Origin of the sequence: Marinobacter confluentis, from assembly GCF_004785685.1 — a bacterium.
Classification (GTDB): Bacteria; Pseudomonadota; Gammaproteobacteria; order Pseudomonadales; family Oleiphilaceae; genus Marinobacter; species Marinobacter confluentis.
In genome coordinates this window covers 350174-377136 of record NZ_SRPF01000001.1, presented here as the reverse complement: position 1 = coordinate 377136, position 26963 = coordinate 350174, and the positions used below count along the sequence as shown (strand labels likewise).

Here is a 26963-nt window from a genome sequence, read left to right as displayed (position 1 = left end):
CCTTTTCTAAGCAATCAGTCTAAGCAATCAGTCAATTTTTTCGTCGGCCAGGAAGAACCAGGTATCCAGCACCGAATCGGGATTCAGCGACACCGTATCGATGCCCTGATCCATCAGCCATTTCGCCAGATCGGGGTGGTCCGATGGGCCCTGACCGCAGATACCGATGTACTTGTTGGCCTTTTTGCAGGCCTGGATCGCACTCGCCAACAACGCTTTCACCGCATCGTTGCGCTCATCAAACAGGTGGGCAATGATTCCGGAATCCCGGTCCAGGCCCAGGGTCAGCTGAGTAAGATCGTTCGAACCGATGGAGAAACCGTCAAAGTGCTCCAGGAACTGCTCGGCCAGAATGGCGTTCGCCGGCAACTCGCACATCATGATCACGCGTAGGCCGTTGTCACCGCGCTTCAGGCCGTTTTCTGCCAGCAGGCTGACGACCTGTTCCGCCTCGCCCACGGTGCGAACAAAAGGCACCATCACTTCAACGTTGGTCAGCCCCATGTCATTGCGGACTTTCTTCAGCGCCCGACACTCGAGCTCAAAGCAGTCTCTGAAGGTCTCGGAAATATAACGCGAGGCACCCCGGAAGCCCAACATCGGGTTTTCTTCATCTGGCTCATACAGAGTACCGCCGATCAGATTGGCGTATTCATTTGATTTGAAATCCGACAGGCGGACAATCACTTTCTTTGGCCAGAAAGCAGCCGCCAGTGTGGATATACCCTCAACCAGCTTGTCGACGTAGAAGTCCACCGGCGAGCTGTAGCCGGAAATTCGTTTCTCGACGGTCTGACGTACATCCCTCGGCAGGCCGTCAAAGTTCAGCAGCGCCTTCGGATGAACACCAATCATGCGGTTGATAATGAACTCGAGTCGCGCCAGGCCAACGCCTTCGTTGGGCAGTGCCTGGAAATCAAAGGCCCGATCCGGGTTGCCCACGTTCATCATGATCTTGAACGGAATCGCGGGCATGGAGTCGACGGTATTTTCTTTAAGCTCGAAATCCAGGCTGCCCTCATAAATCATGCCGGTATCACCCTCGGCGCAGGAGACGGTGACTTCCTGGCCTTCGCTGAGCAGCTCGGTGGCATCGCCACAGCCGACAACCGCCGGTATTCCAAGCTCCCGGGCAATGATCGCAGCGTGGCAGGTGCGCCCGCCACGATCGGTCACAATAGCGGAAGCCCGCTTCATGACCGGTTCCCAGTCTGGGTCCGTCATATCGGTAACCAGAACATCCCCGGCCTGGACCCGGTCCATCTCCTTGATGCTGGTAATCACCTTGACCGGACCACTGCCGATCTTGTGGCCGATGCTCCGCCCCTCTACCAGAACCTTACCGGTTTCTTTAAGCAGATAGCGCTCCATGACATTGGCGTTTGACCGGCTTTTGACGGTTTCCGGGCGCGCCTGGACGATATAGATACGACCATCGTCACCGTCTTTTGCCCACTCAATGTCCATCGGGCGCCTGTAGTGCTTCTCGATGATCATCGCCTGTTTCGCCAGCTCTTCCACTTCTGCATCGGTGATACAGAAGCGGTTCCGGTCTTCCTGATCTACCTTCACGGTTTCCACAAACTGTTCGGACGTCGGGTCTGTGTGGTACACCATCTTGATGGCTTTACTGCCCAGGTTACGGCGCAGAACCGCAGGACGACCGGCGGCCAGGGTGGGTTTGTGCACATAGAATTCGTCAGGATTCACCGCACCCTGTACCACGGTTTCACCCAGGCCGTAGGAACCGGTTACAAAGACTACATCCCGGAAACCGGATTCCGTATCCAGGGTAAACATTACGCCAGACGCCGCAGTTTCACTGCGGACCATTTTCTGGATACCGGCAGACAGGGCAACCTGCTTGTGATCAAAGCCATGATGTACCCGATAGGAAATCGCACGATCATTGAAAAGAGAGGCAAACACCTCTTTGACCGAAGTGCGCACCTGCTCAAGGCCGACGACGTTCAGGAAAGTCTCCTGCTGGCCAGCAAAAGAGGCATCAGGCAGGTCTTCCGCCGTTGCCGAAGAACGCACGGCCACCGCCATATTGGCATTGCCTGCCTGCAGGGCGGCATAGGCATCTTCCAGTGGTTTTTCCAGGGCCTCGGGAAACGGCATATCGATGATCCACTGACGAATCTGCGAGCCCACACGTGCCAACTCGTTGACATCATTGATGTCAAGACTGTCCAGCGCGTTGTCAATTCTTTCACGAAGGCCATCTTTGGCCAGGAACTCACGGTAAGCATGCGCGGTCGTGGCGAAGCCGCCCGGCACGGTCACACCAGCATTGGCAAGATTACTGATCATTTCGCCGAGCGAGGCATTTTTTCCGCCAACCCGGTCTACGTCAGACATTCCCAGGTGATCAAACCAGATAATGTAATCTTCCAAAGCAGGTCTCCCTTGATTCATTGCAGTACGGGCTATCGAACTCGGCGTGTATGATACTGTAACCTGTGGGAATTACCTAGGGAACCCGCCAAATACGGAGCCTGACCAGACCTCATGAAACGCACCGCCTTCTTTATTTCCGACGGCACCGGCCTGACCGCCGAAGCCCTCGGGCACAGCCTTCTGGCCCAGTTTGAAAAAATCGATTTCGAGCGGATTACCGTTCCCTACATCGACGATACCGAAAAAGCCCGGGAGATGGTCAAACGCATCAACCAGGCGGAGGAAACTGACGGCGCGCGCCCACTGGTCTTTGACACCATTGTGAACAGTGATATCCGAGAGGTTATTTCCGGCGCCAACGGTTTCATGGTGGATATCTTTGGAACCTTCCTGAGCCCCCTGGAACAGGAACTGCAGTCGTCGTCTTCCTATTCTGTGGGCAAATCCCACGCGATCAGCAACGAAAGTCGTTACGAGCAGCGAATCAAGGCGGTCAATTTTGCACTGGACAATGATGACGGCGCACGTACCCGGCACTATGACGAGGCCGACCTGATCCTGGTAGGCGCTTCCCGCAGCGGAAAAACTCCGACCTGCCTGTATCTCGCGTTGCAATATGGGGTGAAAGCCGCCAACTACCCGATCACCGAGGAGGACCTGGACGACCAGAAAATCCCGGCGGCGCTGCGGCCACACAAGCAGAAAATATTCGGGCTGACCATCGATCCGGAGCGGCTTGCGACCATTCGCAACGAGCGCAAACCCAACTCCCGCTACTCGTCAATCAAGCAGTGCATGCACGAGATCGAGGAAATAGAGCTGATGTACCGTCGTGAACGGATTCCTTATCTGAACACCACCGCCTACTCAGTGGAGGAAATTTCAACCCGGATCATGGTGAGCGCCGGGTTGAAACGAAACCGATAGTCGGCACTGTCGGCCCGGTTCAGACTTCCTGAATCTCAAGGCCCAGCTTCTCGACCCGTTCACGGTTTTCGTGGCTGGTAATCACGGCTGTACTCGCCCTGTCCGGCGTCAGCCAGGTGCCAGCTACCCGCTTCATGTCATCAATGGTCACAGCCAGTACCCGTTCACGGAAACGTGAGCGCTGCTCAGGCGTGCGGCCAAACAGATGGTTGTGGAACGCATGCCGCGCTGCACCCGCTGGCGAGCGGGGCCGGTCCAACTGGCCGATAACACCCAGAATGGATTCTTCCAGGTCCTGGGCGTTATGGGATTCCTCTTCCAGCCACTTCAGCGACCGGTCAAAGTCATCCAGGGTTTCGCTCAGGCGAGGATCCCGGTAGGAGAAGAACCGGAAGCTGCCGTTGACGCTGTCCTGACTGGCGCCGCCGCCGTAGGCACCGCCTTTCTCACGTATCGCGCGGTGCAGATAGCCGTTACGCAGAAAACCGCCCAGAACCGTCAACGCCGCTGCGTCGGGATGGTCTATGGCCACCGTCGGGAAGGCTCTGGCGCAGAAGTTCACCTGGGTCGAAGTCAGCCATGCCTGCTGGACCTGATAGGTGTCCTGGGAAAGCACCCAGGCTTCACTGTTCTGTGCCGACCGGCCGTTCCAGAAGGTTTTGACCTCGTCCAGCATTGGCTCCAGCTGCTCGTATTCGGCAATCAGCAGGAATTGCTGTTGCTGCTGCTGAATGCGCCTGTGCAGGCTGGCCAACTGATCGCAGAACGCAGCCAGCGCATCCGGATCATCCAGGGATTTGTCCAGGGTCTTGGCCCCACGAATGGCTTCCAGCCCGCCCAGCCGGAATGCCAGCCAGGCTCCCGGGCTGATGCCCTGGGATGCCGCGCCCATAGCCAGGCCGTGGCCGCTTCCGGTAATGGCCTGCTCTCGGCGGGCGCGAATCTGGGCCACCAGTTCACGGATACGATCATGCTCATCAAAGCGGGCGCTATTGAACAGGTCCCCAAGCAACCGGGTCAATGCGGCACGATTACGCGCCAACGCCTTGCCATTGAAAATCATGTAGCCACTGAGGTTGTGCACGTTATCGATCTGGCCCTTGGCCGAGAAAGAAACGCCGACACCGCCGGATTCGGCCGAAATCCGGTCCTGCATCTGCAGGTAGTCCAGATCACCGCAGCCCACTTCGGAAATCAGCGTGGTGTAGTAAGGCAGCAGCACCAGTTCGTCGCGGGACAGGTTCGGCACCGGCACCACGATCTGCTCATACACCAGCCCATTGGTGCCCCGGGCATAGAGCCAGGTCGAGGCATCGCCGTCATAACGGCCTTCGGGTTCCGGCAGCTGCAGCGGTACGTCTGTCAGGTCTACCTTGGGCAGAATGGAATCATCGTCCTTGCGGGTCTGGCGCTCTTCCAGTGCCTGGGCCCGCTCGATAATTTCCTGAACTTCCTGTTCGGTCAGCGCGGCCTTGCGACGAGCCAGAGCTTCGCGAATGGTTTGCTGGCGACGGGTGTCCAGTTTCTGGTCCGGCCGCAGGGTCAGGGTCACCCGATGCGGGTTCTCCAGCAGCTTGCGGCGGATCAGGCCCGGCACATAGTCGGGGTCGCGGATTTTCTCGCGCATGGTCTCCAGCACCGGCTCCAGGTCAAGCAGTTCGACCGGGTCACCACCGTGAATCATCGGTGAAATAGCGCTCATGATCAGTTGCAGGCCATAGGGGAACTGATCTCCGGCAATCTCACGCTGATGCAGCTCCAGCTGGTGCAGAATCGCTTCCAGCCGTTCCTGGCTGACACCTTCGCTGACGACCCGCGCCAGGGTTTCCTCGATCAGGGTTTCCAGTGCGCCCTGCTGCTCGGGCTCTGTGCCCTCGATACCGCAGACAAACGTCATTTCCCGGTTGGAGTCTTCAATGCCGCACATGGGCGATGGCGCGTGGCCTATATCCGTGGTTTCCAGTGCACGCATCAGCGGTGACGCGCTGTTCTCCAGCAGCACACTGGCCAGCAACTGCCCTTCCAGGTTTTCCTGCAGGTCGAAGCTGTGCCCTAGCAGCCAGCCCATCACAATATGGGTCTTGTTGGCGGTCTCTTCCTGATCACTGATGGCATAGCCCTGCTCTACCCGCACCGGCGAGAACATCCGCTTTTCGTCATGCACCGGCAGGTCGATCTCCAGGCGGTCAAAACGCTTCAGTGCCAGCTCTTCAAAGCGCTCGTGGTGCTCGTAGGCCGGAATATTGCCATAGGTGGCAAAGGTGGCATTGCTGGGATGATAGTGATGACGATAAAAGCTGAGCAGGTCCTGATAGCTCAGGTCCACAATATGGTCGGGCTCGCCACCGCTGTTGTAATGGTAAGTCGTGGTCGGGAACAGGTGGCTGGACAGGTTCTGCCACAGCTGGGACGTGGGCGAGCTCATGGCGCCCTTCATCTCATTGTAAACCACGCCACGATAGACCAGATCGGTGGACGGATCGTCAGGGGTGTCGAATTCCAGGCGATGGCCTTCCTGGGCGAAATCCAGCGGATCCAGAGACGAAAAGAACACCGAATCCAGATACACCGTAAGCAGGTTGTCAAAATCCTTGCGGTTCATGCTGGCAAAGGGATACGCGGTCCAGTCGCTGCTGGTAAAGGCATTCATGAAGGTGTTGAGCGAACGGCGGATCATCATGAAAAAGGGATCGCGCACCGGGAACCGCTCGCTTCCACACAGGGCCGTGTGCTCCAGAATGTGAGCAACACCGGTGGAATCCATGGGAAAGGTGCGCAACGCCACGAAGAACACGTTCTCGTCGTTGTCCGCCGCAAGGTGCAGGTGCCGAGCACCGGTTTTCCGATGACGATATTCCTCAACGGTAATGTTCAGCGTGTCAATGCGGTGGCTTCGGAGTTGCTCGAAGGCCGGATGGACCTTGTTCGCGGTATTCTCCGTAGTGCCCATAGTCCCCATAACTGCAGCCATGTATTACTGTCCTGTCTTTCATGAAAAAGGATTTGTAGGGTAACACGTACTTTCGATTATCATGCACAAACGCAACGCAACAGGGTAGTGCAGGATTCAATGTCGATTACTACGTCAGATGAAACATCCGGATCAGCTCCGACGGCCGCGAAACCGGCTTCTACCCCGGGGCGTCACGCGTCCATGCAGGCACCCGAAGTTGCCGCCTATTGGGCAGAGCGCCGCCGATATCTGGAGAAAGTCCGCCGGGTTCCCGAAGTCCGCCAGCGGTTCTGGCGGGCGGTGGGCATCTACCTGCTGCGGCGCATACTCTGGTCCTTCGGTTTCTTCCCCGTATTTATCGCCTTCTGGCTGCCGTTTGTGCTTTCCAGCTTCAATCCGGTGGTCATGGCAACAGATCTGATCCCCATTCTGCAGAACTTCGTTCAGGCCAATCCTGAAGAGCAGGCAACCTCCCTGAGCACCCTGACCATTGCCTGGGCCTCCATCGGATTCTTCTTCCTGGTGTTTGATTTCGTGTTAACGCCCTTCAAATCGCCCTATGAATACGAGGCAGACGTTTACATGCGATCCTGGGAGCAGCTCAACCATGATCAGCTTCCGGACAAAGTGTGATAGGCCCTGCATTCTCGTTAACTTCAGTGACTTTATGTTACATAAGGCAAGCCTGACTCGTTAAGATAACAGCACAAAAACGAGTACCGAGAGGTTGCCTATGGTCGATTTCAGACCGCTTCTGTTTATCAATGTCCTCGCACTGATGCTGCTGGTTACGGCAGGCTTTGCGTCGGTACATGAGGATATCACCGGCACCGCCGGTCATAACCGGCAGACGCCTGAACTCGATAAAACCGTTGCTGCGGCAAACCCGCAGGACGAAAGCGTATTTGTTGACGACAAGCCGGAAATCACCGCAGAGCCATTTGTTATCGACGAAATACCTGAACAACCGACGCGGGTCGCAAAAGCCGAACCCGTGGCGGCCATGACACCGACCCTTACCGATGCAACCCCCGGAAAACCAGAACCCGAGCCCAAACAGGAACTGGCGACTGAACCTGAGCCAGAGCCAGAACCAGAGCCAGAGCCACAGGTTGCCGTTGAAGAAGTACCCGCAACACCGGCACCCACCACCGGCAAGCTGGTGCTGCGCTCCAATGTGGTAGGCGATCAGGTTTCGGTGAACGGCAGAAACTACGGCGCTACCCGTCTGGACCTTGAACTCAGCCCCGGCACCTACAATGTGGTGATTCGCAAGAGCGGCTACCGACCCTGGCAGCGCAACGTCACTCTCGATGCCGGTGACGAAACCACTCTGGTGGGCCGTCTGGAGGCCATAACCAAGGTGGAGTTTCGTGATGGCATCTGGGTCGGCGGTGTCAAAACCGGTGACGGCACCCTCGAGAACAGCCAGGGTCTTCGCTATGAAGGGCACTTTGTTGACGGCAGGTTCCACGGCGAAGGCACTGCCTGGTACCCCGACGGCAGCCGCTACGAAGGCGACTGGCTTAGCGGGAAACGCCATGGCGAAGGCAACTGGCGAAGCGCGGACGACACCCGCTACACCGGCCAGTTCCGCGATGACCAGTTCAGTGGCCAGGGCACACTGACCCTGTCAAACGGCGACATTCTGACCGGCCAGTGGGCCGAAGGACAGCTTAATGGCCACGGCTCCCTGACGACGTCCGATGGCATGCTTTATGTCGGCGGGTTCCGCAATAATGAATTCCACGGCGAGGGCACCCTCACCTACCCTGACGGCCGGCTTTACGAGGGCGAATTTTCCAACGGGGAGTTCCATGGTGCCGGTAAGGAAGTATTCGCTGATGGCAAGCAGTACGAAGGTCAGTACATCGAAGGTTCGTTCCACGGCAAGGGTCTGCTCAGTAATCCCAACGGCAGCTCGATCCAGGCAACCTTCCGCTACGGCGAACCCTATGGAAAGGTTCGCCTGACAACAGCAGCCGGTGAAATTTTCACCGCCCGAACCACGGAACCCGGTGTCTGTTATCGGGACAAGAGCTATCGGGCCACTCAGTGCCCGACACTGGAAGGCTGGTAAGCCCAGAGGCATCGGCCCGGTAACGAACACGCAAGCTGTACAGGTTGAGGTTGTGACATGACGATTAAGAACGCACTGCTGGTAGACGACTCCAAAGTAGCCCGGTTCGCCCTGAGCAAACTGCTCGAAGGCCGAGACATGGAAGTGAACATGGCAGGCTCGGCTGAGGAGGCCCTGGACTACCTGAGCGCCAACAACCGGCCGGATGTCATTTTCATGGATCATCTCATGCCCGGAATGAATGGCGTTGAGGCCACCAAGGCGATCAAGGGGAATCCGGAAACCGCCGGTATACCGATCATCATGTGTACGTCCAAGAAATCCCAGTCTTTTACCGAAGAAGCCCGGAATTTTGGCGTTTACAACATCCTCACCAAGCCGCCCCAGATCGACGGGCTGAGCTCGGTTCTTGAACAGCTCAACATGGACGTCACCGGTGGCACCCTGCCAGAGCCACCGGAACTGGACTTTGCAGGCCAGACGGATGAAGAAGAACTGCTGGACATTCCGGAGGATGCGGCCCTGGAACTGTCGCCAAAATCCGAGACAAAAACCAACGGAACTGCTCAGGGCACTCATCCACAGGTTGTGCCATTGACCAGTGACCTGATTGAACAGATTGCCCGTTCAGCAGTAAAAACCCACATCAACAACCGCCTGCATGAACTGCTGAGCTCCCTGTTTGATGAACAGTTTGATCATCTGAAACGGGTGCTGGACGAGACCAGCCGCAAGCAGGAAGCCGTCATTGATGAGAAGCTGAACGCCGTTGCCGAGATGGTCGATAACCGCACCGCCAACCTGCGAGACGACGTCGCCGCCGAAGTGAATCTGAACCTGGTTCAGGAGCTGTCCCACGTTCGCAAGGAGCTGGCAAAGAATAACGGCTTCACCGCCGAAAACATGGCGGAACTGAAAGACCATATCACCAGCGTTCAGACCATTGATACGGAGTTCTGGCAGACGCTCCAGTCAGAGGCGATCCAGCAGGCTCATGAAATTTCCCGGGAAACCGCCGAAGACATCGCCCAGCGCACCATTGACCTGTTCATCTCGCAACAGCGTTCGGCGACCTCCCGAATCTACACCATTGGCCTGGCCGCAAGCCTGGGTATTTTTACCCTGGGCATTGCCTATATTTCCGGCCTGTTCGGTTGAGGCTGCATACCCGGCACAACAAACTGGGCTAAGATCATAGGAACGCATTTATAACGGTCAGCGGATTTTGAAAGCAGCCCCGTCCCTTCCCGTGGTCCTGGCATTCCTGTCACTGTGTTTTTCATTGATGGCACAGGCGAGTGCGCCATCGATCATGATTTCCGGGCAGGGCCCGATCGCGTCCACCTTTGAATATCTCGAGGACCCGAGCGCCAGCGCCAGCCTGGACGACATTACCCACAGGCCCGACAAGGACTGGCAACAGGCACCCGAGGGCAGCGCAACCCAGGGTATTACTTCATCGGCATACTGGCTGAGATTCAACGTCAGCAACCGTACCAGCGAAGATCTTAACCTGGTTGCCGAGCTGGCCTACCCCCAGCTGGACGATGTGACTTTCTACCTCCTCTCAGGTGGTCAACTGCAGAAAACCTTCCGCACCGGTGACAGTTTTGCCTTCTACCCCCGGGAAGTTGACCACCCTCACATGCTGTTGCGATTCGCTCTTGCACCAGAGCAGACAGCCACGGTGTACATTCGCGTAAAAACTGCGGGATCCATGATCCTTCCGCTGAATATCTGGCGCGAACATGGATTTTTCGCGGCGGCCTCACACGAACAGAAACTTCACTTTTTCTACTACGGTAGCCTGACTGTCATTATTCTGATTAACCTGGCGGTCTTCCTGACTTTGAGAGAGCGCCTCTATCTCTACTACGCGCTTGCGATCAGCGGCTACCTGCTGTTTTTTGCATCGATCAAGGGTTACAGCTTCCAACTGCTCTATCCGGATTTACCGGGCCTGCACGCCCGGGCGCTGCTGATATCGATGCCAATCCTGGCTCTGTTTTCGGTGCTGTTCTGCCGCCAGTTCCTGCGAATTCCCGCCCACAGCCCGCGACTGGATGTGGCTATCCGGGCCATGATCTGGTTCGAGATCCTCAATTTCATCTGCGCCCTCACCCTCAGCTACAACGACGCCGTTATGCTGTCTGCCATTTCTGCGCTGGTGTTCTTCTCTCTGCTGTTCGTGGCCGGGCCCATTACCTGGGCAGCCGGCGTCAGGGCCGGTGCATTCTTCACCTTCGCCTGGACCCCATTAACCGTAGGCGTTCTGGCCACCGCAGGGCGCTCCCTCGGTTTCTTCCCCGAGAATTTCCTGACCGAACACGCGATGCAGATCGGGTCGGGCCTGGAAGCGTTTATCCTGACCCTGGCGCTGGCCGACCGGCTTTACCGGGAGCGGGAGGAGAAGATTGCGGCCCAGGCCGATAGCCTGAAAAAGGAAAAGGCCCGCAATGAAGCCCAGGACCGACTGACCGAAGCCATGACCCACGACCCGGTGACCGGCCTGCCCAACCGCAACCGCTTCGAATGGATGGTCAATCAGCGGCTCAGCGAGGACCCGGAAGGCATCTATTTTGTTGGCGTCACACGGATCACCCGGCTGGACGAGATCAACCGTACCCTGGGCCTCAACCGCAGTGAAAAGCTGGTTCAGCAGATTGCGCAACAGATGATGGACCTGGCGTTGTCCCTGCCGAGCGTTGTCTCCATTCACGATAACCAGGGGCGGGAAGAGCGTGTTTACCAGCTGGCCGGCGATTGCTTTGGGCTGCTGATAGACAGCAGGCAGGTTGACGACGATTACCAGAGCCTGAACCGTTCGCTGCGCCGGCTTGCCGAACCGGTAATGATGGAAAACCTGGCCATTGAGCTTCACCCGAAATTTGGCGCTGCGATCTACCCGGGCCACGGCGACAACGCGGCGCTGCTGATACGCAATGCCCATGTGGGGATGGAGATCACACCCCATGATCGATATGAAACCGGCCTCTACTCGTCCCAGTACGATATCTACGACGAAAGCCGGCTGACCCTGATGTCTGATCTCAGGGAAGCACTGAACCAGGATCAGACCGAACTGCACTATCAGCCCAAGATGTGCCTCAGCACCGGTCGGGTAATCGGCGTTGAGGCATTGATCCGCTGGCACCACCCGGATCGCGGCTGGGTATACCCCGGGGATTTTGTGCCGCTGGCTGAGGAAACCGGCGTGATCATGCAACTCACCAGTTGGGCCATCAACCGTGGAATTGCGGATCTGGCAAAGCTCAACGCGACGCATCCGGAACTGACCCTGGCAATCAATATCTCCGCCCGGGACCTGTCTTCTCCGGGGCTGCGGCACCAGATAACCGAGACCCTGCAACGCCACGGGCTACCAGCCAGCCGACTTACCCTGGAACTGACTGAAACCGCCGCCATGGAGGACCCTGAAACAGGCCTCAAGGCCCTGCAGCACCTGGCCGAGAGCGGCCTGCAGATATCCATTGATGATTTCGGCAGCGGCTATTCGTCGCTGTCTTACCTCAAACAGCTGCCAGCTTCCGAAATCAAACTCGACCGTTCAATTATTGTCGACATCTGCACCAGCGACAGCTCCCGAGTGATCGTTGAAACCGCGATCAACATGGTTCACGGGCTGGGCTACTCGGTGGTTGCTGAAGGGGTGGAAGACCGGGAAAGCGCCGAATTACTAAGACATCTGAACTGTGACCGCGTCCAGGGCTTCTGGCTGTGCCACCCGCTTTCCCTCGCCGGTCTGCGGCAATGGCTTGACAAGCATCAGCCGCCTGATCCCTTGGCTTTCGATCAGGCTGGAAGATAGCCTGGCAGAATTTTGTTAGACTCCGCCCATCTTCCAACCCACCCTTGTGGACCTGCTCAATGAACCACCTTTTCGTAGACAATCTCACGGTGATTGATTTCGCCTACCTCGATGCATCAAGGGGCCTGGTAGGCGAAAGCTGGATTGTGGACGTTGTTCTTGGTGGCGAGCTGGACGACCAGGGCATGGTGTTCGATTTCAGCAACGTCAAACGCACCATCAAACGTGTCATCGACGAACGCGTTGACCATCGCCTGGTCATTCCCCGTGGCTACAGCGGCCTGCAGTGGGACGAAAACGACCCCCAGGCGTTTTCCTGGGTCCTGACCGACGGCACCGCCCTGACTCACCGTTCCCCCGACGAAGCCGTGGTGTGGCTATCCTCTGACCGGGTTGTTCCGTCCGCTGTTTCCACATTGCTGCAGCAGGAACTGCGGGCGGTGTTGCCCGGCAACGTCACCGATATCGACATTCAGCTGCGGGAAGAGGTGATTGAAGGTGCCTACTATCACTATGTTCACGGGCTGAAAAAGCACCTGGGCAACTGCCAGCGCATCGCCCACGGCCACCGCTCCCCCATCCGGATCGACCGCAACGGCCAGCGTGACCGGGACCTGGAACGTCGCTGGGCAAGACTCTGGGAAGACATTTACGTGGGCACCGAAGAGGACGTCACCGGCCGCTGGGTGGCCGAAGACGGCACGGCCTACGTCAGTTTCGAATATGAAGCCGAACAGGGCGAGTTTTCCCTGACGCTGCCGGAAAAACGGGTCTATATGCTGGCTACGGACACCACGGTTGAACTGATTGCCGCGCATATCGCCGATCAGCTGAAAGCGGACTTTCCGGACGATACCATTATGGTGAAAGCTTATGAGGGGGTTGGTAAGGGGGCTGTTGCTACTAGGGGTCTGTCCCCGAACGGGGACTGACCCCATTACCCAACTATGAATTTCGCACCCCAGTCAGGCCATGGGATGGGGTCAGTCCCCGTTCGGGGACAGACCCCTTGGGACAGACCCCTTGGGACAGACCCCGTAAGACCCCGTAACAAAAAAAACCGCCCGAAGGCGGTTTTTTGATGGCTTTTCGGTGGACTAGACCGTCAAGCCGAATTGGCGTCCCCTAGGGGGTTCGAACCCCTGTTGCCGCCGTGAAAGGGCGGAGTCCTAGGCCACTAGACGAAGGGGACTAGAAAACTTGGTGGAGCCAGGCGGGATCGAACCGCCGACCTCAACACTGCCAGTGTTGCGCTCTCCCAGCTGAGCTATGGCCCCACAACGGCTGCGTATATTAAGGATCGCCCTATAAGAGGTCAACCTTTTCCGGGGATTTTTTTCGGTTTATTCCGTCAGCAGCGCCGCGTACTCTTTTTCCACCCGCTTGGTCTCCTTTTTCGAGAAACCTCCCATCACTTCAAGTGCATGACGCAGGCGGGAACGGGTCATATCCGGGCCCATCATGGCCATGGAATCCATCACCGACCAGGAGTTCGGTGTACCGGCAATCGCGACAAAGATGGCAAACATGAAATCCCCCATCTTCAGGTCCATAGCTTTTGCCAGGGTCTTGATATCAGCAAAGATGTTGTCCTTGCTCCAATGCCGCTGAGCCTCCAGTTTCCATAAAGTAAACTGCAACACCCGCCTGACCTGTCCTTCGTCCAACTTGTTGTGGGCAAAATCCTCCGGCTTCAGATTCAACATGCCCGAGAACATGAAGGACGCCATGGGTGCAACATCGCTGAATACCTCGGCACGCCCCTTGATGTGGGGCACCAGGTCCTTCAAGGCCTGTTCATTGAACCACCAGTGGCGCATGCGCTCGATGAACTGCTCATCGCTCAGCTCGTCGCGGATCCACTGACCGTTCAGCCAGCGCAGCTTTTCCACATCGAATACCGGGCCGCCCAGGGACACCCGCTGGATATCGAAATTAGCAATCATTTCATCAAGGGTGAACTTTTCACGCTCATCCGGCATGGACCAGCCCATTCGACCCAGATAGTTGGTTACTGCTTCCGGCAGAAAGCCCATTCGCTCATAGAAGTTTATGCTGGTGGGATTCTTGCGCTTGGACAGCTTGCTCTTGTCCGGGTTGCGCAGCAGCGGCAGATGACAAAGCACCGGCATTTCCCAGCCAAAATACTCGTAAAGTAGCTGGTGTTTGGGGGCGGAATTGATCCACTCCTCGCCACGAAGAACATGGGTGATCTTCATCTCATGGTCGTCGACCACATTGGCCAGATGATAAGTGGGCATGCCGTCGGATTTCAGCAGTATCTGGCAGTCTACCTGGGACCAGTCAATTTCAATGGTGCCCCGCAGCATGTCGTCAATTTCGCAGACGCCGTGCTCGGGTACTTTCATCCGGATAACATGAGGCTCACCCGCCTCCAGACGACGATTCACCTCTTCCGGCGAAAGCTCCAGATCCCCCTTAATCCCCGGGTTCAGACCCTGGGCTTTGCGGTCCTCACGGATCGCGTCCAGCTCTTCCGGCGTACGGAAACAGTAAAAGGCATGGCCCTTGGTCACCAGATCTTCGGCGTACTGGCGGTAGGAATCCTTGCGCTCTGACTGGCGGTAAGGGCCGTAAGGGCCACCCACGTCCGGGCCTTCATCCCACTCCAGGCCAAGCCAGCGCAGCGCGCCGAGAATGTCTTTCTCCGATTCATCGGTGCTGCGGGCCTGATCCGTATCTTCGATTCGCAGAATGAACTGGCCGCCGTGCTGACGGGCAAAGCACAGATTGAACAGGGCCACGAAGGCGGTGCCAACGTGGGGATCACCGGTCGGCGACGGTGCGATTCGGGTACGTACAGTCATGAAAGCATCCTGATTGTTTCCGCCTGAGGCAGTCTATGCCTGAAACAGGCCATGCGTTAAAAGCGTTGCATTATAGCGGTCACAGCAGGAAATCGCATGAAGGGAATCAAGGCGCTTTAACCGAGAGCAGTAGTGTTATATTATAACGTATCACTTTAATAGGAACCTGCATCATGGGCCATCACAATACCCCCACCCTTTATCTCAGAGCCGCTGCCCTGGCACTGGCGCTGTCACCCACAATCTCACTGGCTGCCCAAAAAGTTGTGGTCTCAATCAAACCCCTTGAGTTACTGGTGCGGGCTGTTGCCACCGAAAACACGACCGTGACGACGCTTGTCGGGCCGGGCTCCAATCCTCACAACTTTTCCATGAAACCCTCCCAGCGCCGGGCTCTTGCCGAGGCCGATGCCGTCTTCTGGGTCGGGCCGGAAATGGAAACATTTCTGACCCGCCTGCTACAGGGGGATGAGTTCCAGGCCCGGGCACACGCCTTCAGGCCCGGCGAAGCGAACGCCAGCGATGATGACGGCCACCACTCAGATCATGGGCATAGCCACGACCACCATCATGGTGAAAGCAATGGCACCGAGAACGATCCCCATATCTGGCTGGACCCGGCCACTGCCGGTGACATGGCCAAAGTCATCCACGAGGTATTGGCGAGCCTGCCGGGGGCGGACAAAGCAGCACTGGCCGCCAACCTGAAAGCATTTGAACAGGCCCTGGCCGACACTGAGCAACAGATCCAGCAGCAACTGGCGCCAACCCGGGCGCTATCGCTGTTTACCTATCACAACGCCTTTTACCACTTCGCCGAGCACTATGACCTGCCGCTGGCCGGGGTGCTGACTATTAATCCTGAACTGTCCCCCGGGGCCCGGCATATGGCGGAAGTCCAGGAAACACTGCGCCAGGCCCACCGACCCTGCCTGATGACTGAAAGGCCCTTCAATCCGGAAAGCTGGGACGCGATCGTTGGCGACGTTGCGGTGAACTTCAGTGACTGGGACCCACTGGCTTCCGATATCAAAGCAGATGCCAGCGGTTACATCGCCTTCCAGAAATCCATCGCCGCCTCGGTCATGGCCTGCCTTTAACGGCGGGCCGGCGTTGGAAGGCTACCAGAACAGGCTGAGCATCAGCGGGATGGTAACCACTGCAAGCAGGGTCTGCCCGCTGACAATCGCAGCCATCAGCGGTGCGTCACCCCCGAGCTGGCGCGCCAGAATGTAAGACGAGGTTGCCGTGGGAAGCGTCGACAGCAGAATGGCGGCCTGTACCAGCGTGCCGCTCAGGCCAAGGGCAAGAGCCAGGCCCGCCGTGATTAGCGGAAACCCGAGCAGCTTCAGGCCCGACGCCACCAGAAACGGCATGGATGTACCGCGCAGCGCTTTCAACTGGAGGCCGGCGCCCACGGTCATCAGACCGAGCGGTAGCGCCAGGTCACTCAGAGGCTCAAGAACGCCGGCCAGCAGAGGGTGAAAACCGATCCGGAAATAGCCCCAGAGCGCGCCGACAATCGACCCGATAATCAGCGGATTGGTGACAATGGCCCGGGCGACCGGCTGCCAGCGCAGCGCACCACCCTGCCCGACCACCAGCGAGAACATCAGAATACACAGCAGATTGATCAGGGGAATCATCACGGCAATGATGATCGCCATGGTCGACAGGCCGTCATCACCGAGCAGCATGCCCGCAGTAGCAATGGCAACAAAGGAGTTGAAGCGGATTCCACCCTGATAGACGGACGAAAATATAGGCCCGGGCCAGCGGAAAATCCGCTGGGCAGCAATCAGCACCAGAGTCATGGCGCACAGCATGGCCGTGACCAGGATGATCACATCGCCATAGGCAGACGCCGGCACTCTGGCCTGCCCCAGTTTGAAAATCAGCATCGCGGGAAACAGCACGTAATAGGAAAACCGCTCGGCCTGAAGCCAGAACCCATCCCCGGGAAACTGCCAGCGCTTGAACAGATAACCCATCAGGATCAGAAAGAAGACCGGCACCAGGGCCTGCGCGATCAGACCCATGACCGATCACCTCTCCGTTGCCGTTCAATCAGGTTCATTGTGGCCGCCACAGCCGTTTCATCACCGCGCGGGTGAGGGACGAAGGTGACGACTTTGTCAGCGGCCAGAGCATCCGGAACTGGGCAGACAGTGGCCGATGCAACCGGGGCTGACAGGCCTGTTGCCAGACGGCAGCAGCCACATCCACCGGACCCAGGTTCACCCCCAGATTGCCGAAAAGCGCAGACTTGCCTTCATTGGACTGCACCATGCCGGTATTCACAAACGGCGGCATCAGGTCGCCCACCTGAATACCGTAGGGCTCCCACTCAATACTCAGAGCCTCTGTCATTGCCCGCACTGCGTGTTTGCTGGCCGAGTAGGAAGCAAAGTCAGGCGTCCCGAAGGCGGCAGACGCCGAACTCATATTAATCACCTGAGCACCGGGCGTGGCCTTGAGGTAGGGAAAAGCTGCATGCAGCAGGTTCATCAGCCCAATGACATTGATCTCGACAATGGCTTTATGGGTCGCCATGTCGATGTCCTCGAACCGGCCCACTTTCAGAATACCGGCGTTATTGTGCAGAAGCCGCAGCTGGCCGCCGGTGCGCCTGGCAAAATCCGCCAGGCCGGCTTTGACCGACGCTTCATCCACCACGTCCATCACATGAATGCTACAAGCGTCTTCACCCAGCGACTGCTGCAAGGATTTCAGCGCCGCCTCATCGCGGTCCGCGGCCCCGATAAACCAGCCCTTTGACGCGAAGATAAGCGCAGTCTCGCGACCAATACCGGCACCCGCACCGGTAATGAATATGGATTCGTTCATCAAGCGTTTCCTTAGTGGCTCTGCACCCGGGCCGGAAAGGGTTGCTGGCCACTTTCCTGGTAATAGGTCCGCAACCAGTCGATCACGTCCGCCCGGGGAATAGGGCGGGACAGGTGGTAGCCCTGAGCAATATCGCAACCCATGGATGATAGCAGATCGCAGGTATCCTGGTTTTCAACACCTTCCGCAACCACATCATAGCCAAGGTCATGACACATGTTGATGGTGGCTCGAACGATAGTGGCATCGCCGCGATTGCTGCTCATCTCCATCACGAACGAACGATCAATCTTGATCTCGTGCACCGGCAGTTTGCGAATGTAGGATAGCGACGAATACCCGGTACCGAAATCATCAATCGACAGGCGAATCCCGGCCTCATTGAGCGCCCGCAGGCATTGCAGTGCCGCTTTGGGGTCGACCATGGTAGCGGTTTCCGTCACCTCCAGAACCAGCCGGTCGGCCGCAACCTGATGCCGCTCCAGCGCTTCACGCACGATGTCGACAAAACTGGTTTCACGCAGGTTTACCGCAGAGATGTTCACCGACACCCCCACCTTGAAACCCACCTGCTCCAGTTCGCGGCAGAATGCCAGTGATTTCTCCAGAACCCAGGCGGTGACTGGCCGGATCAGGCCGGTCTGCTCTGCCATCGGTATGAATTCATCCGGCGGCACAAAACCATGGTCCGGGTGCTGCCACCGAAGCAGCGCCTCAAATCCTGACACCCTGCCCGTGCTGACTGACAACTGGGGCTGGAAACTCAGCGTCAGGTCGTCGCTGTCCAGCGCCATGCGCAGATGGGTCATCAGCGTCAGCCGACGTTCACTGTAGGGGTTCAGGTCCGCTGTGAACACTGCCATGTGGTCGGCTTCGGCATCGGCCCGGTCAAAGGCAATAAAAGCGTGACGCAACAGGGTGGGCACATCAGGGCTGTCATCGGGATAGAACGAGCAACCGCCCACCAGGCCAAGATCAACACTCAGCCCGCGGAACGCCACCGGCTGGCGCACACCTTCTGCCAGGGCGCCCATCAGGGGTGCCATATCATCCTTGCAGGGCGGCCGGAATACACAGGCAAAGGTCACGCCTTCCACATGGGCCACTGCAAATACCCGGGACGCCTGGTTTTCGATAAGCAGATGGCCTGGCTGAGCTTTGACCAGTGTGTCCATGCGTCCGGCCATTTCGGTCAGAATGGCGTCGGCATTTTCATGGCCCAGGGTCTTGTTGATGTCGTCAAACCCACGAAGATGCAGAAGCACCAGCGCCAGGGATTTCCCCGGGCGTGCGGCAACACCAAGATGCTGCTGGAGGCACTCCTCCAGGGCCACCCGATTCGGCAGGCCGGTCAGGCCGTGGTGCCGCGCCGCCTCCATTACCCGGCTTTCCGCCAGCTCCCGGGCCTGCATGGCTTCAATGCGGGCATGCTGCTCCTCGATGCGGGCACTGCGTTCGGTGTGAAAGCGGTCGCCCATGGCGAAATACAGCAACAGCGAAGCAGACACACTGCCGATCTCCACCGCGTAGGGAATCTGCCAGGTCTCCGGCAGCACGGCGCTCAGCCCCAGAATGTGACTGACCACTCCCACCAACAGGGCCACCCAGGCAACCACAAAGTGGCGCGCGCTGCGATCACCCTTATGTAAAAGCGCCAGGCCGACAGTCAGGATGGACAGGCAGGACATGGCCGCCAGCATGACGGAAATGCGGGTAGACAGGTCATAGCTCAGGAAAAAGCCCCCCAGAAACGCCACGAAAGTCAGCGCAGCCATGAGCCGCAGCAACTGGAACCCCCATCGGAGCCGGGTTCTGAGGTTCAGGAATTCGATACTGAACAGGGAGAACAACATGGTTCCCAGGGGAACAGACGTCAGAATCAGCAGCTCATGGACCCTTGGCAGGCGCGGGAAGAGATACTGGAACGCCACTCCATGAAGTCCGGTCATGATCACCATCAGGAAAATCTGGACGCCAAAAAAGTACAGAAAACTCCGCTCGCGGATGGTGAACGTCAGGTACAGGGTAGACGCCGCCATGATCAGCAACATGCCGTAGAACATGGCGCGCCACATCATGTCTTTTTCATTGGCGGAGTAGAAGGTCTCGGGTTTCCAAAGCCTGGCCGGCAACTGGTGAGCCCCGGAGGTCTGCACCCTCAGGTACAGAATGTGCTCTTTTTCATGGTCCAGCAGCAGCGGAAACACAAAGGTGCGAACATCAACCGGGCGCTCGCCATGGGGCAGATTATCACCGGTCAAGGCCTTGAACACCGGCAGACCATCGGCGAAGTGGTAAAGCTCAACCCGATCCAGCAGTGGATAACTGACTTCAAAATACCGGCGTATGTCACCCTGAGTCAGAACCTCAAGATCAAGCCGGTACCAGACCGCATCCCGCAGATAGCCGAAATTCGGCTTGCCCTCCAATGCCTGCCATTGATCAGCCATGAGAGGATGACGCACCTGATCCACAGACAGCGTCCGGTCACCCTCTCTCAGGAACTCATAGCCGCCGGTAATGTCCAGTTCCTGCTGGTCCCAACGTACCTCAACAGCCAGAACCGGCCCAACCATAAACAGCAGGCCGAAAAGCAGAGCAAACACGGCTGTCCAGATTGTTGAAGCAGCCTGGCCAGAACAACATTCCGGTGTTTTACCGTTGCAGAATCCGTGCATTTACCACCACAGACAGGGGCAGAATCGTTGTTGTTTTGCGCAGGCACCAGTATAGCGAAGAATCAGGCGACGTAAGGGGGCGGTAACACTAAGCCAACAAAATTGGGGACATCCCCTGGCCATGGGTCAAAAATCCGGGTCTATTCCTGATAAAATCACGTCCAGTGAAATGTTCCCCACATTCTTAGTTGAACAAGAGAACGCAACCAGGCAGTCAATGAGCAAGAATCTGAACTCAGAAAACCAGGCAAGGGAACCCTCCCGCCGCTTCTGCGTGGCCCCGATGATGGACTGGACCACCAGCCACTATCGCTTTATGGCGCGGGTGCTCAGCCGACAGGCCCTGCTGTACACCGAGATGGTCACCACCGGCGCGCTGATTCACGGCGATACCGACCGTTTTCTGCGGCACAACCCGAAGGAATACCCGCTGGCGCTCCAGCTCGGCGGCAGTGATCCGGGTGAATTGGCTCATTGCGCGCGGCTTGCGGAAGCGTTCGGTTTTGATGAGGTAAACCTGAATGTGGGCTGCCCCAGCGACCGCGTTCAGAACAACATGATTGGCGCCTGCCTGATGGAGCACCCTGACAGGGTTGCCGATGGCGTCGCCGCAATGATCGCTGCCACCCGACTGCCGGTGACGGTCAAACACAGGATCGGCATCAACGGTCATGATTCCTGGGAGGATCTGTGCGAGTTTATCGACAAGGTGTCTGCAGCTGGCTGCAGGACATTTATTGTCCATGCGCGGATCGCCATTCTCGAGGGCCTGAGCCCGAAGGAGAACCGCGACATCCCGCCGCTGAAATACGATTGGGTTTACCAACTGAAGGCGCGCTACCCGCACCTGGAAATCATCATCAATGGCGGCATCAAAACCTTTGATGAGTGCCACCAGCATCTGCAACACACCGATGGCGTGATGCTCGGGCGTGAGGCCTACCATAACCCCTGGCTGCTGGCAGGCGTGGATACTGAGTTCTTTGGCCAGCCCGCCCCAGTGGACTCCCGCCACAACGCCCTGCGCCGGGTATTACCATTTATTCAGGAAGAACTGGACCGGGGTGTTTACCTCAGCCATATCACCCGGCACCTGATGGGGCTGTTTCATGGCCAGCCTGGCGGCCGCCAGTTCCGGCGTTACATCAGCGAGAACGCCCACAGACCAGGGTCCGGCATTGAAGTCATTGAAGCGGCCATGGCAAAGGTACCGGAACCGGAAATATCTGCGCCAACCCCCGCCTGACACCTTTGTCCGTCTTGTTACGGTAGTATCAGCCCGTTATTGTAGGCGTATTCATAAAGCGCCTGCACAGCAGGCCTGCATAACAAACCTATCGGGATGACAGGACGAATGACCAGCAAGCTTGAGCAACTGAAAACCATGACCACGGTGGTCGCTGACACCGGCGACCTAGACGCCATTGCCCAGTGGAAGCCCCAGGACGCCACGACCAATCCGTCCCTGTTGCTGAAAGCAGCCGCCTCCGAGGCTTATCGGCCAATGCTGGACCAGGCCGTGGCCGCCGCCCGCAAAAAAGGTGGCTCTGACGCCGAACAGCTGACCTGGGCTACCGATATGCTGGCGGTCCTGGCCGGCCGGGAAATTCTGGGGCTGGTTCCGGGTGTGGTTTCCACCGAAGTGGACGCGCGCCTGTCGTTTGACACCGGTGCCACGCTGTCCCGGGCCCGCAGGCTGATTGCCCTGTACGATGAGCTCGGCATGGATACCAGCCGGGTGCTGATCAAGATTGCCGCCACCTGGGAAGGCATCCGTGCCGCTGAACAGCTTCAGCGGGAAGGCATCAACTGCAACCTGACCCTGCTGTTTTCCTTCATCCAGGCTGCAGCCTGTGCCGATGCCGGGGCTTTCCTGATTTCGCCGTTTGTCGGCCGGATTCTGGACTGGCACCTGGCCGCGTCCGGTCGCGACAGCTTCCCCGCCAGTGAAGACCCCGGGGTTCTGTCGGTGTCGCGCATCTATAATTACTACAAAGCCAACAGCTACCAGACCGTGGTGATGGGCGCCAGCTTCCGCAACACCGGCGAGATTGAAATGCTGGCGGGTTGCGACCGGCTGACCATCAGCCCGGCCCTTCTGGAGCAACTGAGCGGCGATTCCGGCACTCTGGAGCGCAAGCTGTCCGCTAACAACGCCAGCACCAGCGACCGGCCCGGCCAGATTGACGAGAAGCTGTTCCGCTGGGAATCCAATGAAGACGCCATGGCCACGGAAAAACTGGCGGATGGCATTCGCCGCTTTACCAGCGACCAGATTGAACTGGAGCATCGGGTCAGACGCCTGTCAGACGCTGCCTGACCACACACCACAGGAGCAGACCAGACATTATGATAGATCGGCTGAAGCAGTTTTTTGCCCCCAGCGAGACCACGCCGGAAAAACCGGATGCCCACCAGTTAACGGTGGCTGCAACCGCGCTGATGGTTCAGCTGTCCAGGGTGGACAGCAATCAGGACGATGCTGAGCTCAAAACCATTGTAGACTGTGCAGTAAGCAGCCAGCAGGTCACCCGGGAAGAGGCCGAAGATATCCTGGCGGACGCACTGAGCCAGGCGGACGACGCCACCTCTTTATACGAATTCACAGGGCAGCTGAATGAACATCTGGATCAGCAGCAGAAACAGGCCCTGCTGGAGAGTATCTGGCGGGTAGCCTTCGCAGACGGTCGTATCGATAAATACGAAGCGCATCTTATCCGCCGGATGGCCGACCTGCTGCACCTGAACCATCGCGAATACATCCAGGCCCGCCATCGGGCTGAAGGCGATAGCTGACCCTTTCCGATCCAGCCAGTCTGAGGAGACACCATGCTAGCCATACTCCACCCGGATACCGCCACGGACGGTGAAGCCTATCGCCAGACCATGCATTTTCTTGAAAATCTTCCGGGCGTAACGGTTCGGGTGCATGAAGTTCAGGGTGAGCGACAACGCCTGACTGAGGTCTACCTGCTGGGCGACACCAAGGGTCTCAACAAGGAAGAAATCGAGGCCCTGCCGGCGGTGGAACGGGCCATCCGCATCTCGGATGATTACCGCATACTGGGTCGCCATAAAGACGACCGCCGCCAGAGCGGCTTCACCTACAACGGCGTGACCTTCGATCAGAACAACCTGAATATTTTTGCCGGGCTTTGCGCGGTCGACGTGCCGGAGCACGTCGAACAGATGATGAAGGCGGTTGAGGAAAACGGCGAGGTCTGCACCCGTATGGGCGCCTACAAGCCCCGAACCAACCCCTATTCGTTCCAGGGCCACGGCAAGGGCTGCCTGCCATGGGTCTTCGAAAAGGCGGGAAAGCATGGCATCAAGGTGATTGCCATGGAAATCACCCACGAAAGCCATATCGAGGAAATTGACCAGTGCCTGGAAAAACTGGGGCGCCCCACCGGGGTCATGCTTCAGGTGGGCACCCGCAACACCCAGAACTTTGAATTGCTGAAAGCCATTGGCCGCCAGACCACCTACCCGGTGCTGCTGAAGCGGGGCTTTGGCATCACCCTGAACGAATCACTGAACGCAGCGGAATACCTGGCCAGCGAAGGCAACGCCAACGTCATTTTCTGTCTGCGCGGCATGAAAACCGAGGCCGGGCAGCCCCACCGCAACATGGTGGATTTTGCCCATGTGCCGGCGGTCAAACGGCTGACCCGGATGCCCGTCTGCGTGGACCCGTCCCACTCGGTGGGCACCCGGGAACAGTCACCCGACGGCATTCTGGACGTTATGCATGCCACGGCCCAGGGGGTGATTGCAGGCGCAAACATGGTGCTGGTGGATTTCCATCCCCGGCCCGAGAAGGCCCTGGTGGACGGACCTCAGGCACTGCTGATGAATGAGCTTCCGGCTTACCTGGAGGACATTCGCCTGTGCCACGACACCTGGAAGAAACGTCAACAGATTTACCGCACATTGAAGGATTCCCAATCAGAATGATCGTGTACGGACACCGCGGCGCAAAAGGTGAAGCGCCGGAGAACACACTGGCCGGCTTCAGGCACGCCTACCGGCAGGGCATTCGCCACTTCGAACTGGATCTGGTGCTGTCGAAAGACGGTAAACCGATGATTATTCATGACCTGACCGTCGACCGCACCACGGGCAAAACCGGCGAAGTTCATAAGTTTACAGCGGCCGAGCTGGCTGCCATGGACGCTCGGCGCAACACCGCCGCCTGGCCATCCCCGGCCTGCGTACCCAGCCTTGAAGACCTGCTGGACCAGTTCCCGGACCTGGAACATCTTCAGCTTGAGGTCAAGAAAGACGCGCGGCAGCGGCTGAATATCCTCTGCAACCGTATCATTGAGATTATCCAGCGCCGCAGCCTGTACAACCGGGTTGTCGTCACATCCTCAGACACCTGGTTTCTGCGGGAAGTCAGGCGTCGTGACCGGCAGGTTAAAATCGGCCTGGTCACAGACCGGAAGTTCCCCCGCCCGGTAAATGCGGCTGCTCGGCTTCACTGCGATTTTCTATGCCTGGGGTGGAAGATTTGCAGCAAATCCCTCGTTGAGGAAGCGCACCGACGGGACATGCAGGTGTCTACCTGGACCGTCAACCGGATTCACGACATGCTCTGCCTGGAAGAGATGGGCGTGGACAGCATCATCACCGACTTTCCCACCAGTACCCGTATGTTCTTCGACAACCGGCTCCAGAACCGGCTGCAGCTGGCAACCGGTGCCAGCCGCGAGGCCTCGACCTCAAACGCCTGATCAGAAAATGCGATTGAGGCCGTTCAGCGCCGCCACACGATAGGCTTCTGCCATGGTGGGGTAGTTGAAGGTGGTATTGATGAAGTAGTTGAGGGAGTTGGCTTCGCCTTCCTGGTTCATAATGGCCTGGCCGATGTGAACGATCTCCGCGGCCTGGTCACCGAAACAGTGGATACCCAGTATCTGACGGGTTTCCCGGTGAAACAGGATCTTCAGCATTCCCACCGGGTCGCCGGTAATCTGAGCCCGCGCCAGGTCCTTGAAAAAGGCCTGCCCTACTTCATAAGGCACTTTGGCCCCGGTCAGCTCACGCTCGGTCTGGCCCACAGAGCTGATTTCCGGCAGCGTATAGATGCCAGTGGGTACATCCGATACCAGCCTGAAATACTCATCTTTAACAATATCAGACGACGCTGAACGACCCTGATCATAAGCGGCGCTGGCCAGGCTCGGCCAACCAATCACGTCGCCGGCGGCGTAGATGTTTTCAACGTCCGTGCGGTAGTGATCGTCTACCGCCAGCTGGCCACGGCCATTGGGTGTCAGGCCAATGGAGTCCAGCCCCAGATTTTCGGTGTTGCCACTGCGGCCGTTACACCACAGGAAGGCGTCAGCACGGATTTTTTTGCCGGACTTCAGCGACAGCACAACCCCGTGGTCGTCACCGTCGACTGACTCGTATTCTTCGTTGTGCCGCACAAGCACGCCGTTATTGCGCAGGTGGTAGCTCAACGCATCGGAAATTTCGTCATCCAGGAAGGTCAGCAGGCGACTGCCCGGGTTGATCAGGTCAACCTTGACCCCAAGACCGGCGAAAATGGACGCATACTCTGACCCGATCACGCCTGCGCCATAGATAATCAGCGTTCGTGGCGTGTGTGAAAGGTTCAGAATGGTATCCGAGTTGTAGATACGGTGATGACGGAAATCCACATCCGGTGGAAGATATGGCCTGGATCCCGTGGCGATCACTGCCTGCTTGAAATGTACGATCTCGTGGGACTTGTTACCACGGATTTCCAGACGATTGGCATCCAGAAAGGCCGCCCGGCCGTTGATCAGATCCACCCGATTACGGGCGTAGAACTGGGTGCGGAGTTTGACCTGCTTGCCAATCACCTTCTGGGCATTCTGCAGAACCCGAGGGAACGAGAACCAGCGGGGCTCGCCAATGTCCCGGAACATCTGGTTGGTGTTGAAGGTAATGATCTGTTTGACAGAATGACGCAACGCCTTTGAAGGGATGGTGCCCCAATGGGTACAATTGCCCCCCACGGTCTGCTTGTCCTCGATAATGGCAACTCGTCGACCGTGCTTGGTTGCATTCATTGCAGCGCCTTCGCCTGAAGGCCCTGCGCCAATAACGACAACGTCGTAATGGTGCTCTGCCATTGCGCAATAACTCCTTATCGTCTTCCGGCCGCGGCTTCAGCCTTTGCCGGATTTAGATGCATCGTAGGTAAGTTCGTCCGCAGACTGCCCCTTGGCAGACAGGCGTTCATTCTCTTCTTCACATTTCTGGGGGCTGCCACCGCAGATATCACAGCTTTTGCTGATGCCCATGGCACCCAGACCACCGCAGGTGCCACTGATGGGTTTGCGCCCCAGAATGACGCCCACAGACATTGCTGCCACCAGCAGCACCACAATCATCAGAACCAGTAGAAAAGTACCCATAAGGT

At 57.8% G+C, this 26963-nt stretch carries 20 protein-coding genes and 2 tRNA genes; 12 read left to right on the top strand and 10 right to left on the bottom strand.

The features are described 5' to 3' along the window. Positions 1 to 27 precede the first annotated feature (27 nt). On the bottom strand, positions 28 to 2421 hold the full coding sequence (gene ppsA, locus E5Q11_RS01790) for a phosphoenolpyruvate synthase (protein WP_410111128.1): 2394 nt from the start codon (positions 2419 to 2421) through the stop codon (positions 28 to 30). A 93-nt stretch (positions 2422 to 2514) separates the two neighbouring features. Here ppsA and ppsR point away from each other — a divergent pair, with 93 nt between their 5' ends. Continuing rightward, positions 2515 to 3330, top strand: a complete 816-nt coding sequence (gene ppsR, locus E5Q11_RS01785) for a posphoenolpyruvate synthetase regulatory kinase/phosphorylase PpsR (RefSeq protein WP_135801693.1) — start codon at positions 2515 to 2517, stop codon at positions 3328 to 3330. Between the two features lie 19 nt (positions 3331 to 3349). Here ppsR and E5Q11_RS01780 read toward each other — a convergent pair whose 3' ends face one another. Continuing rightward, complete coding sequence (locus E5Q11_RS01780) at positions 3350 to 6301, bottom strand: insulinase family protein (protein ID WP_191964460.1); 2952 nt, start codon at positions 6299 to 6301, stop codon at positions 3350 to 3352. A gap of 183 nt (positions 6302 to 6484) precedes the next feature. Between E5Q11_RS01780 and E5Q11_RS01775 the strand changes: the two genes are divergently transcribed. The 5 genes from E5Q11_RS01775 to E5Q11_RS01755 all read left to right on the top strand — a co-directional run bounded on the left by E5Q11_RS01775 (position 6485) and on the right by E5Q11_RS01755 (position 13124). Beyond that, a complete protein-coding gene (locus E5Q11_RS01775) occupies positions 6485 to 6916 on the top strand; it encodes a hypothetical protein (RefSeq protein WP_135801692.1) in 432 nt (143 codons plus the stop codon). Between the two features lie 100 nt (positions 6917 to 7016). Continuing rightward, the gene (locus tag E5Q11_RS01770; protein WP_135801691.1) at positions 7017 to 8363 is read left to right on the top strand and encodes a PEGA domain-containing protein; all 1347 of its coding nucleotides are present in this window, start codon (positions 7017 to 7019) and stop codon (positions 8361 to 8363) included. A gap of 57 nt (positions 8364 to 8420) precedes the next feature. Then, on the top strand, positions 8421 to 9521 hold the full coding sequence (locus E5Q11_RS01765) for a response regulator (RefSeq protein WP_135801690.1): 1101 nt from the start codon (positions 8421 to 8423) through the stop codon (positions 9519 to 9521). Between the two features lie 67 nt (positions 9522 to 9588). Further along, the gene (locus E5Q11_RS01760) at positions 9589 to 12192 is read left to right on the top strand and encodes an EAL domain-containing protein (protein WP_225314978.1); all 2604 of its coding nucleotides are present in this window, start codon (positions 9589 to 9591) and stop codon (positions 12190 to 12192) included. Positions 12193 to 12251: 59 nt separating this feature from the next. Then, a complete protein-coding gene (locus E5Q11_RS01755) occupies positions 12252 to 13124 on the top strand; it encodes a 6-carboxytetrahydropterin synthase (protein ID WP_135801689.1) in 873 nt (290 codons plus the stop codon). 184 nt (positions 13125 to 13308) lie between these two features. Here E5Q11_RS01755 and E5Q11_RS01750 read toward each other — a convergent pair. From E5Q11_RS01750 to gltX, 3 genes are all read right to left on the bottom strand, one after another. Then, a tRNA-Glu gene (locus E5Q11_RS01750) sits at positions 13309 to 13384 on the bottom strand. Between the two features lie 9 nt (positions 13385 to 13393). After that, positions 13394 to 13469, bottom strand: a tRNA-Ala gene (locus E5Q11_RS01745). Positions 13470 to 13535: 66 nt separating this feature from the next. Then, positions 13536 to 15020, bottom strand: coding sequence for a glutamate--tRNA ligase (gene gltX, locus E5Q11_RS01740; protein ID WP_135801688.1), 1485 nt, complete (start codon positions 15018 to 15020; stop codon positions 13536 to 13538). A 173-nt stretch (positions 15021 to 15193) separates the two neighbouring features. Between gltX and E5Q11_RS01735 the strand changes: the two genes are divergently transcribed. Further along, positions 15194 to 16120 carry a zinc ABC transporter substrate-binding protein gene (locus tag E5Q11_RS01735; protein WP_135801687.1) on the top strand — a complete coding sequence of 309 codons (927 nt, stop codon included), beginning with the start codon at positions 15194 to 15196 and terminating at the stop codon, positions 16118 to 16120. A gap of 21 nt (positions 16121 to 16141) precedes the next feature. Here E5Q11_RS01735 and E5Q11_RS01730 read toward each other — a convergent pair whose 3' ends face one another. From E5Q11_RS01730 to E5Q11_RS01720, 3 genes are read right to left on the bottom strand one after another with little or no spacing between them, the layout of a single operon-like run. Further along, positions 16142 to 17059 carry an AEC family transporter gene (locus E5Q11_RS01730; protein ID WP_135801686.1) on the bottom strand — a complete coding sequence of 306 codons (918 nt, stop codon included), beginning with the start codon at positions 17057 to 17059 and terminating at the stop codon, positions 16142 to 16144. A 34-nt stretch (positions 17060 to 17093) separates the two neighbouring features. Further along, on the bottom strand, positions 17094 to 17867 hold the full coding sequence (locus tag E5Q11_RS01725; RefSeq protein WP_135801685.1) for an SDR family oxidoreductase: 774 nt from the start codon (positions 17865 to 17867) through the stop codon (positions 17094 to 17096). An 11-nt stretch (positions 17868 to 17878) separates the two neighbouring features. Next, complete coding sequence (locus E5Q11_RS01720; protein ID WP_168215590.1) at positions 17879 to 20473, bottom strand: EAL domain-containing protein; 2595 nt, start codon at positions 20471 to 20473, stop codon at positions 17879 to 17881. Between the two features lie 289 nt (positions 20474 to 20762). Here E5Q11_RS01720 and dusA point away from each other — a divergent pair, with 289 nt between their 5' ends. From dusA to E5Q11_RS01695, 5 genes are all read left to right on the top strand, one after another. Next, a complete protein-coding gene (gene dusA / locus E5Q11_RS01715) occupies positions 20763 to 21791 on the top strand; it encodes a tRNA dihydrouridine(20/20a) synthase DusA (RefSeq protein ID WP_135801683.1) in 1029 nt (342 codons plus the stop codon). 108 nt (positions 21792 to 21899) lie between these two features. Continuing rightward, a complete protein-coding gene (tal, locus tag E5Q11_RS01710) occupies positions 21900 to 22865 on the top strand; it encodes a transaldolase (RefSeq protein ID WP_135801682.1) in 966 nt (321 codons plus the stop codon). Between the two features lie 29 nt (positions 22866 to 22894). After that, positions 22895 to 23341, top strand: coding sequence for a tellurite resistance TerB family protein (locus tag E5Q11_RS01705; RefSeq protein ID WP_135801681.1), 447 nt, complete (start codon positions 22895 to 22897; stop codon positions 23339 to 23341). A gap of 33 nt (positions 23342 to 23374) precedes the next feature. Then, entirely contained in the window at positions 23375 to 24502 is a 1128-nt protein-coding gene (locus E5Q11_RS01700; protein WP_135801680.1) for a 3-deoxy-7-phosphoheptulonate synthase, read from the top strand. Next, positions 24499 to 25281, top strand: coding sequence for a glycerophosphodiester phosphodiesterase (locus E5Q11_RS01695; RefSeq protein WP_135801679.1), 783 nt, complete (start codon positions 24499 to 24501; stop codon positions 25279 to 25281). Before E5Q11_RS01700 ends, E5Q11_RS01695 begins: the two co-directional genes overlap by 4 nt. Here the strand turns inward: E5Q11_RS01695 and sthA are convergent, their stop codons facing one another. Continuing rightward, on the bottom strand, positions 25282 to 26673 hold the full coding sequence (sthA, locus tag E5Q11_RS01690) for a Si-specific NAD(P)(+) transhydrogenase (protein WP_135801678.1): 1392 nt from the start codon (positions 26671 to 26673) through the stop codon (positions 25282 to 25284). A 36-nt stretch (positions 26674 to 26709) separates the two neighbouring features. After that, complete coding sequence (gene nqrM / locus E5Q11_RS01685) at positions 26710 to 26958, bottom strand: (Na+)-NQR maturation NqrM (RefSeq protein WP_135801677.1); 249 nt, start codon at positions 26956 to 26958, stop codon at positions 26710 to 26712. Between the last annotated feature and the right edge of the window lie 5 nt (positions 26959 to 26963).

Excerpts from the sequence above, each read along its gene's own strand:
- ppsA (WP_410111128.1), bottom strand. The coding sequence starts at position 2,421 with ATGAATCAAGGGAGACCTGCTTTGGAAGATTACATTATCTGGTTTGAT.
- ppsR (WP_135801693.1), top strand. The coding sequence starts at position 2,515 with ATGAAACGCACCGCCTTCTTTATTTCCGACGGCACCGGCCTGACCGCC.
- E5Q11_RS01780 (WP_191964460.1), bottom strand. The coding sequence starts at position 6,301 with ATGGCTGCAGTTATGGGGACTATGGGCACTACGGAGAATACCGCGAAC.
- E5Q11_RS01775 (WP_135801692.1), top strand. The coding sequence starts at position 6,485 with ATGCAGGCACCCGAAGTTGCCGCCTATTGGGCAGAGCGCCGCCGATAT.
- E5Q11_RS01770 (WP_135801691.1), top strand. The coding sequence starts at position 7,017 with ATGGTCGATTTCAGACCGCTTCTGTTTATCAATGTCCTCGCACTGATG.
- E5Q11_RS01765 (WP_135801690.1), top strand. The coding sequence starts at position 8,421 with ATGACGATTAAGAACGCACTGCTGGTAGACGACTCCAAAGTAGCCCGG.
- E5Q11_RS01755 (WP_135801689.1), top strand. The coding sequence starts at position 12,252 with ATGAACCACCTTTTCGTAGACAATCTCACGGTGATTGATTTCGCCTAC.
- gltX (WP_135801688.1), bottom strand. The coding sequence starts at position 15,020 with ATGACTGTACGTACCCGAATCGCACCGTCGCCGACCGGTGATCCCCAC.
- E5Q11_RS01735 (WP_135801687.1), top strand. The coding sequence starts at position 15,194 with ATGGGCCATCACAATACCCCCACCCTTTATCTCAGAGCCGCTGCCCTG.
- E5Q11_RS01730 (WP_135801686.1), bottom strand. The coding sequence starts at position 17,059 with ATGGGTCTGATCGCGCAGGCCCTGGTGCCGGTCTTCTTTCTGATCCTG.
- E5Q11_RS01725 (WP_135801685.1), bottom strand. The coding sequence starts at position 17,867 with ATGAACGAATCCATATTCATTACCGGTGCGGGTGCCGGTATTGGTCGC.
- dusA (WP_135801683.1), top strand. The coding sequence starts at position 20,763 with ATGAGCAAGAATCTGAACTCAGAAAACCAGGCAAGGGAACCCTCCCGC.
- tal (WP_135801682.1), top strand. The coding sequence starts at position 21,900 with ATGACCAGCAAGCTTGAGCAACTGAAAACCATGACCACGGTGGTCGCT.
- E5Q11_RS01705 (WP_135801681.1), top strand. The coding sequence starts at position 22,895 with ATGATAGATCGGCTGAAGCAGTTTTTTGCCCCCAGCGAGACCACGCCG.
- E5Q11_RS01700 (WP_135801680.1), top strand. The coding sequence starts at position 23,375 with ATGCTAGCCATACTCCACCCGGATACCGCCACGGACGGTGAAGCCTAT.
- E5Q11_RS01695 (WP_135801679.1), top strand. The coding sequence starts at position 24,499 with ATGATCGTGTACGGACACCGCGGCGCAAAAGGTGAAGCGCCGGAGAAC.
- sthA (WP_135801678.1), bottom strand. The coding sequence starts at position 26,673 with ATGGCAGAGCACCATTACGACGTTGTCGTTATTGGCGCAGGGCCTTCA.
- nqrM (WP_135801677.1), bottom strand. The coding sequence starts at position 26,958 with ATGGGTACTTTTCTACTGGTTCTGATGATTGTGGTGCTGCTGGTGGCA.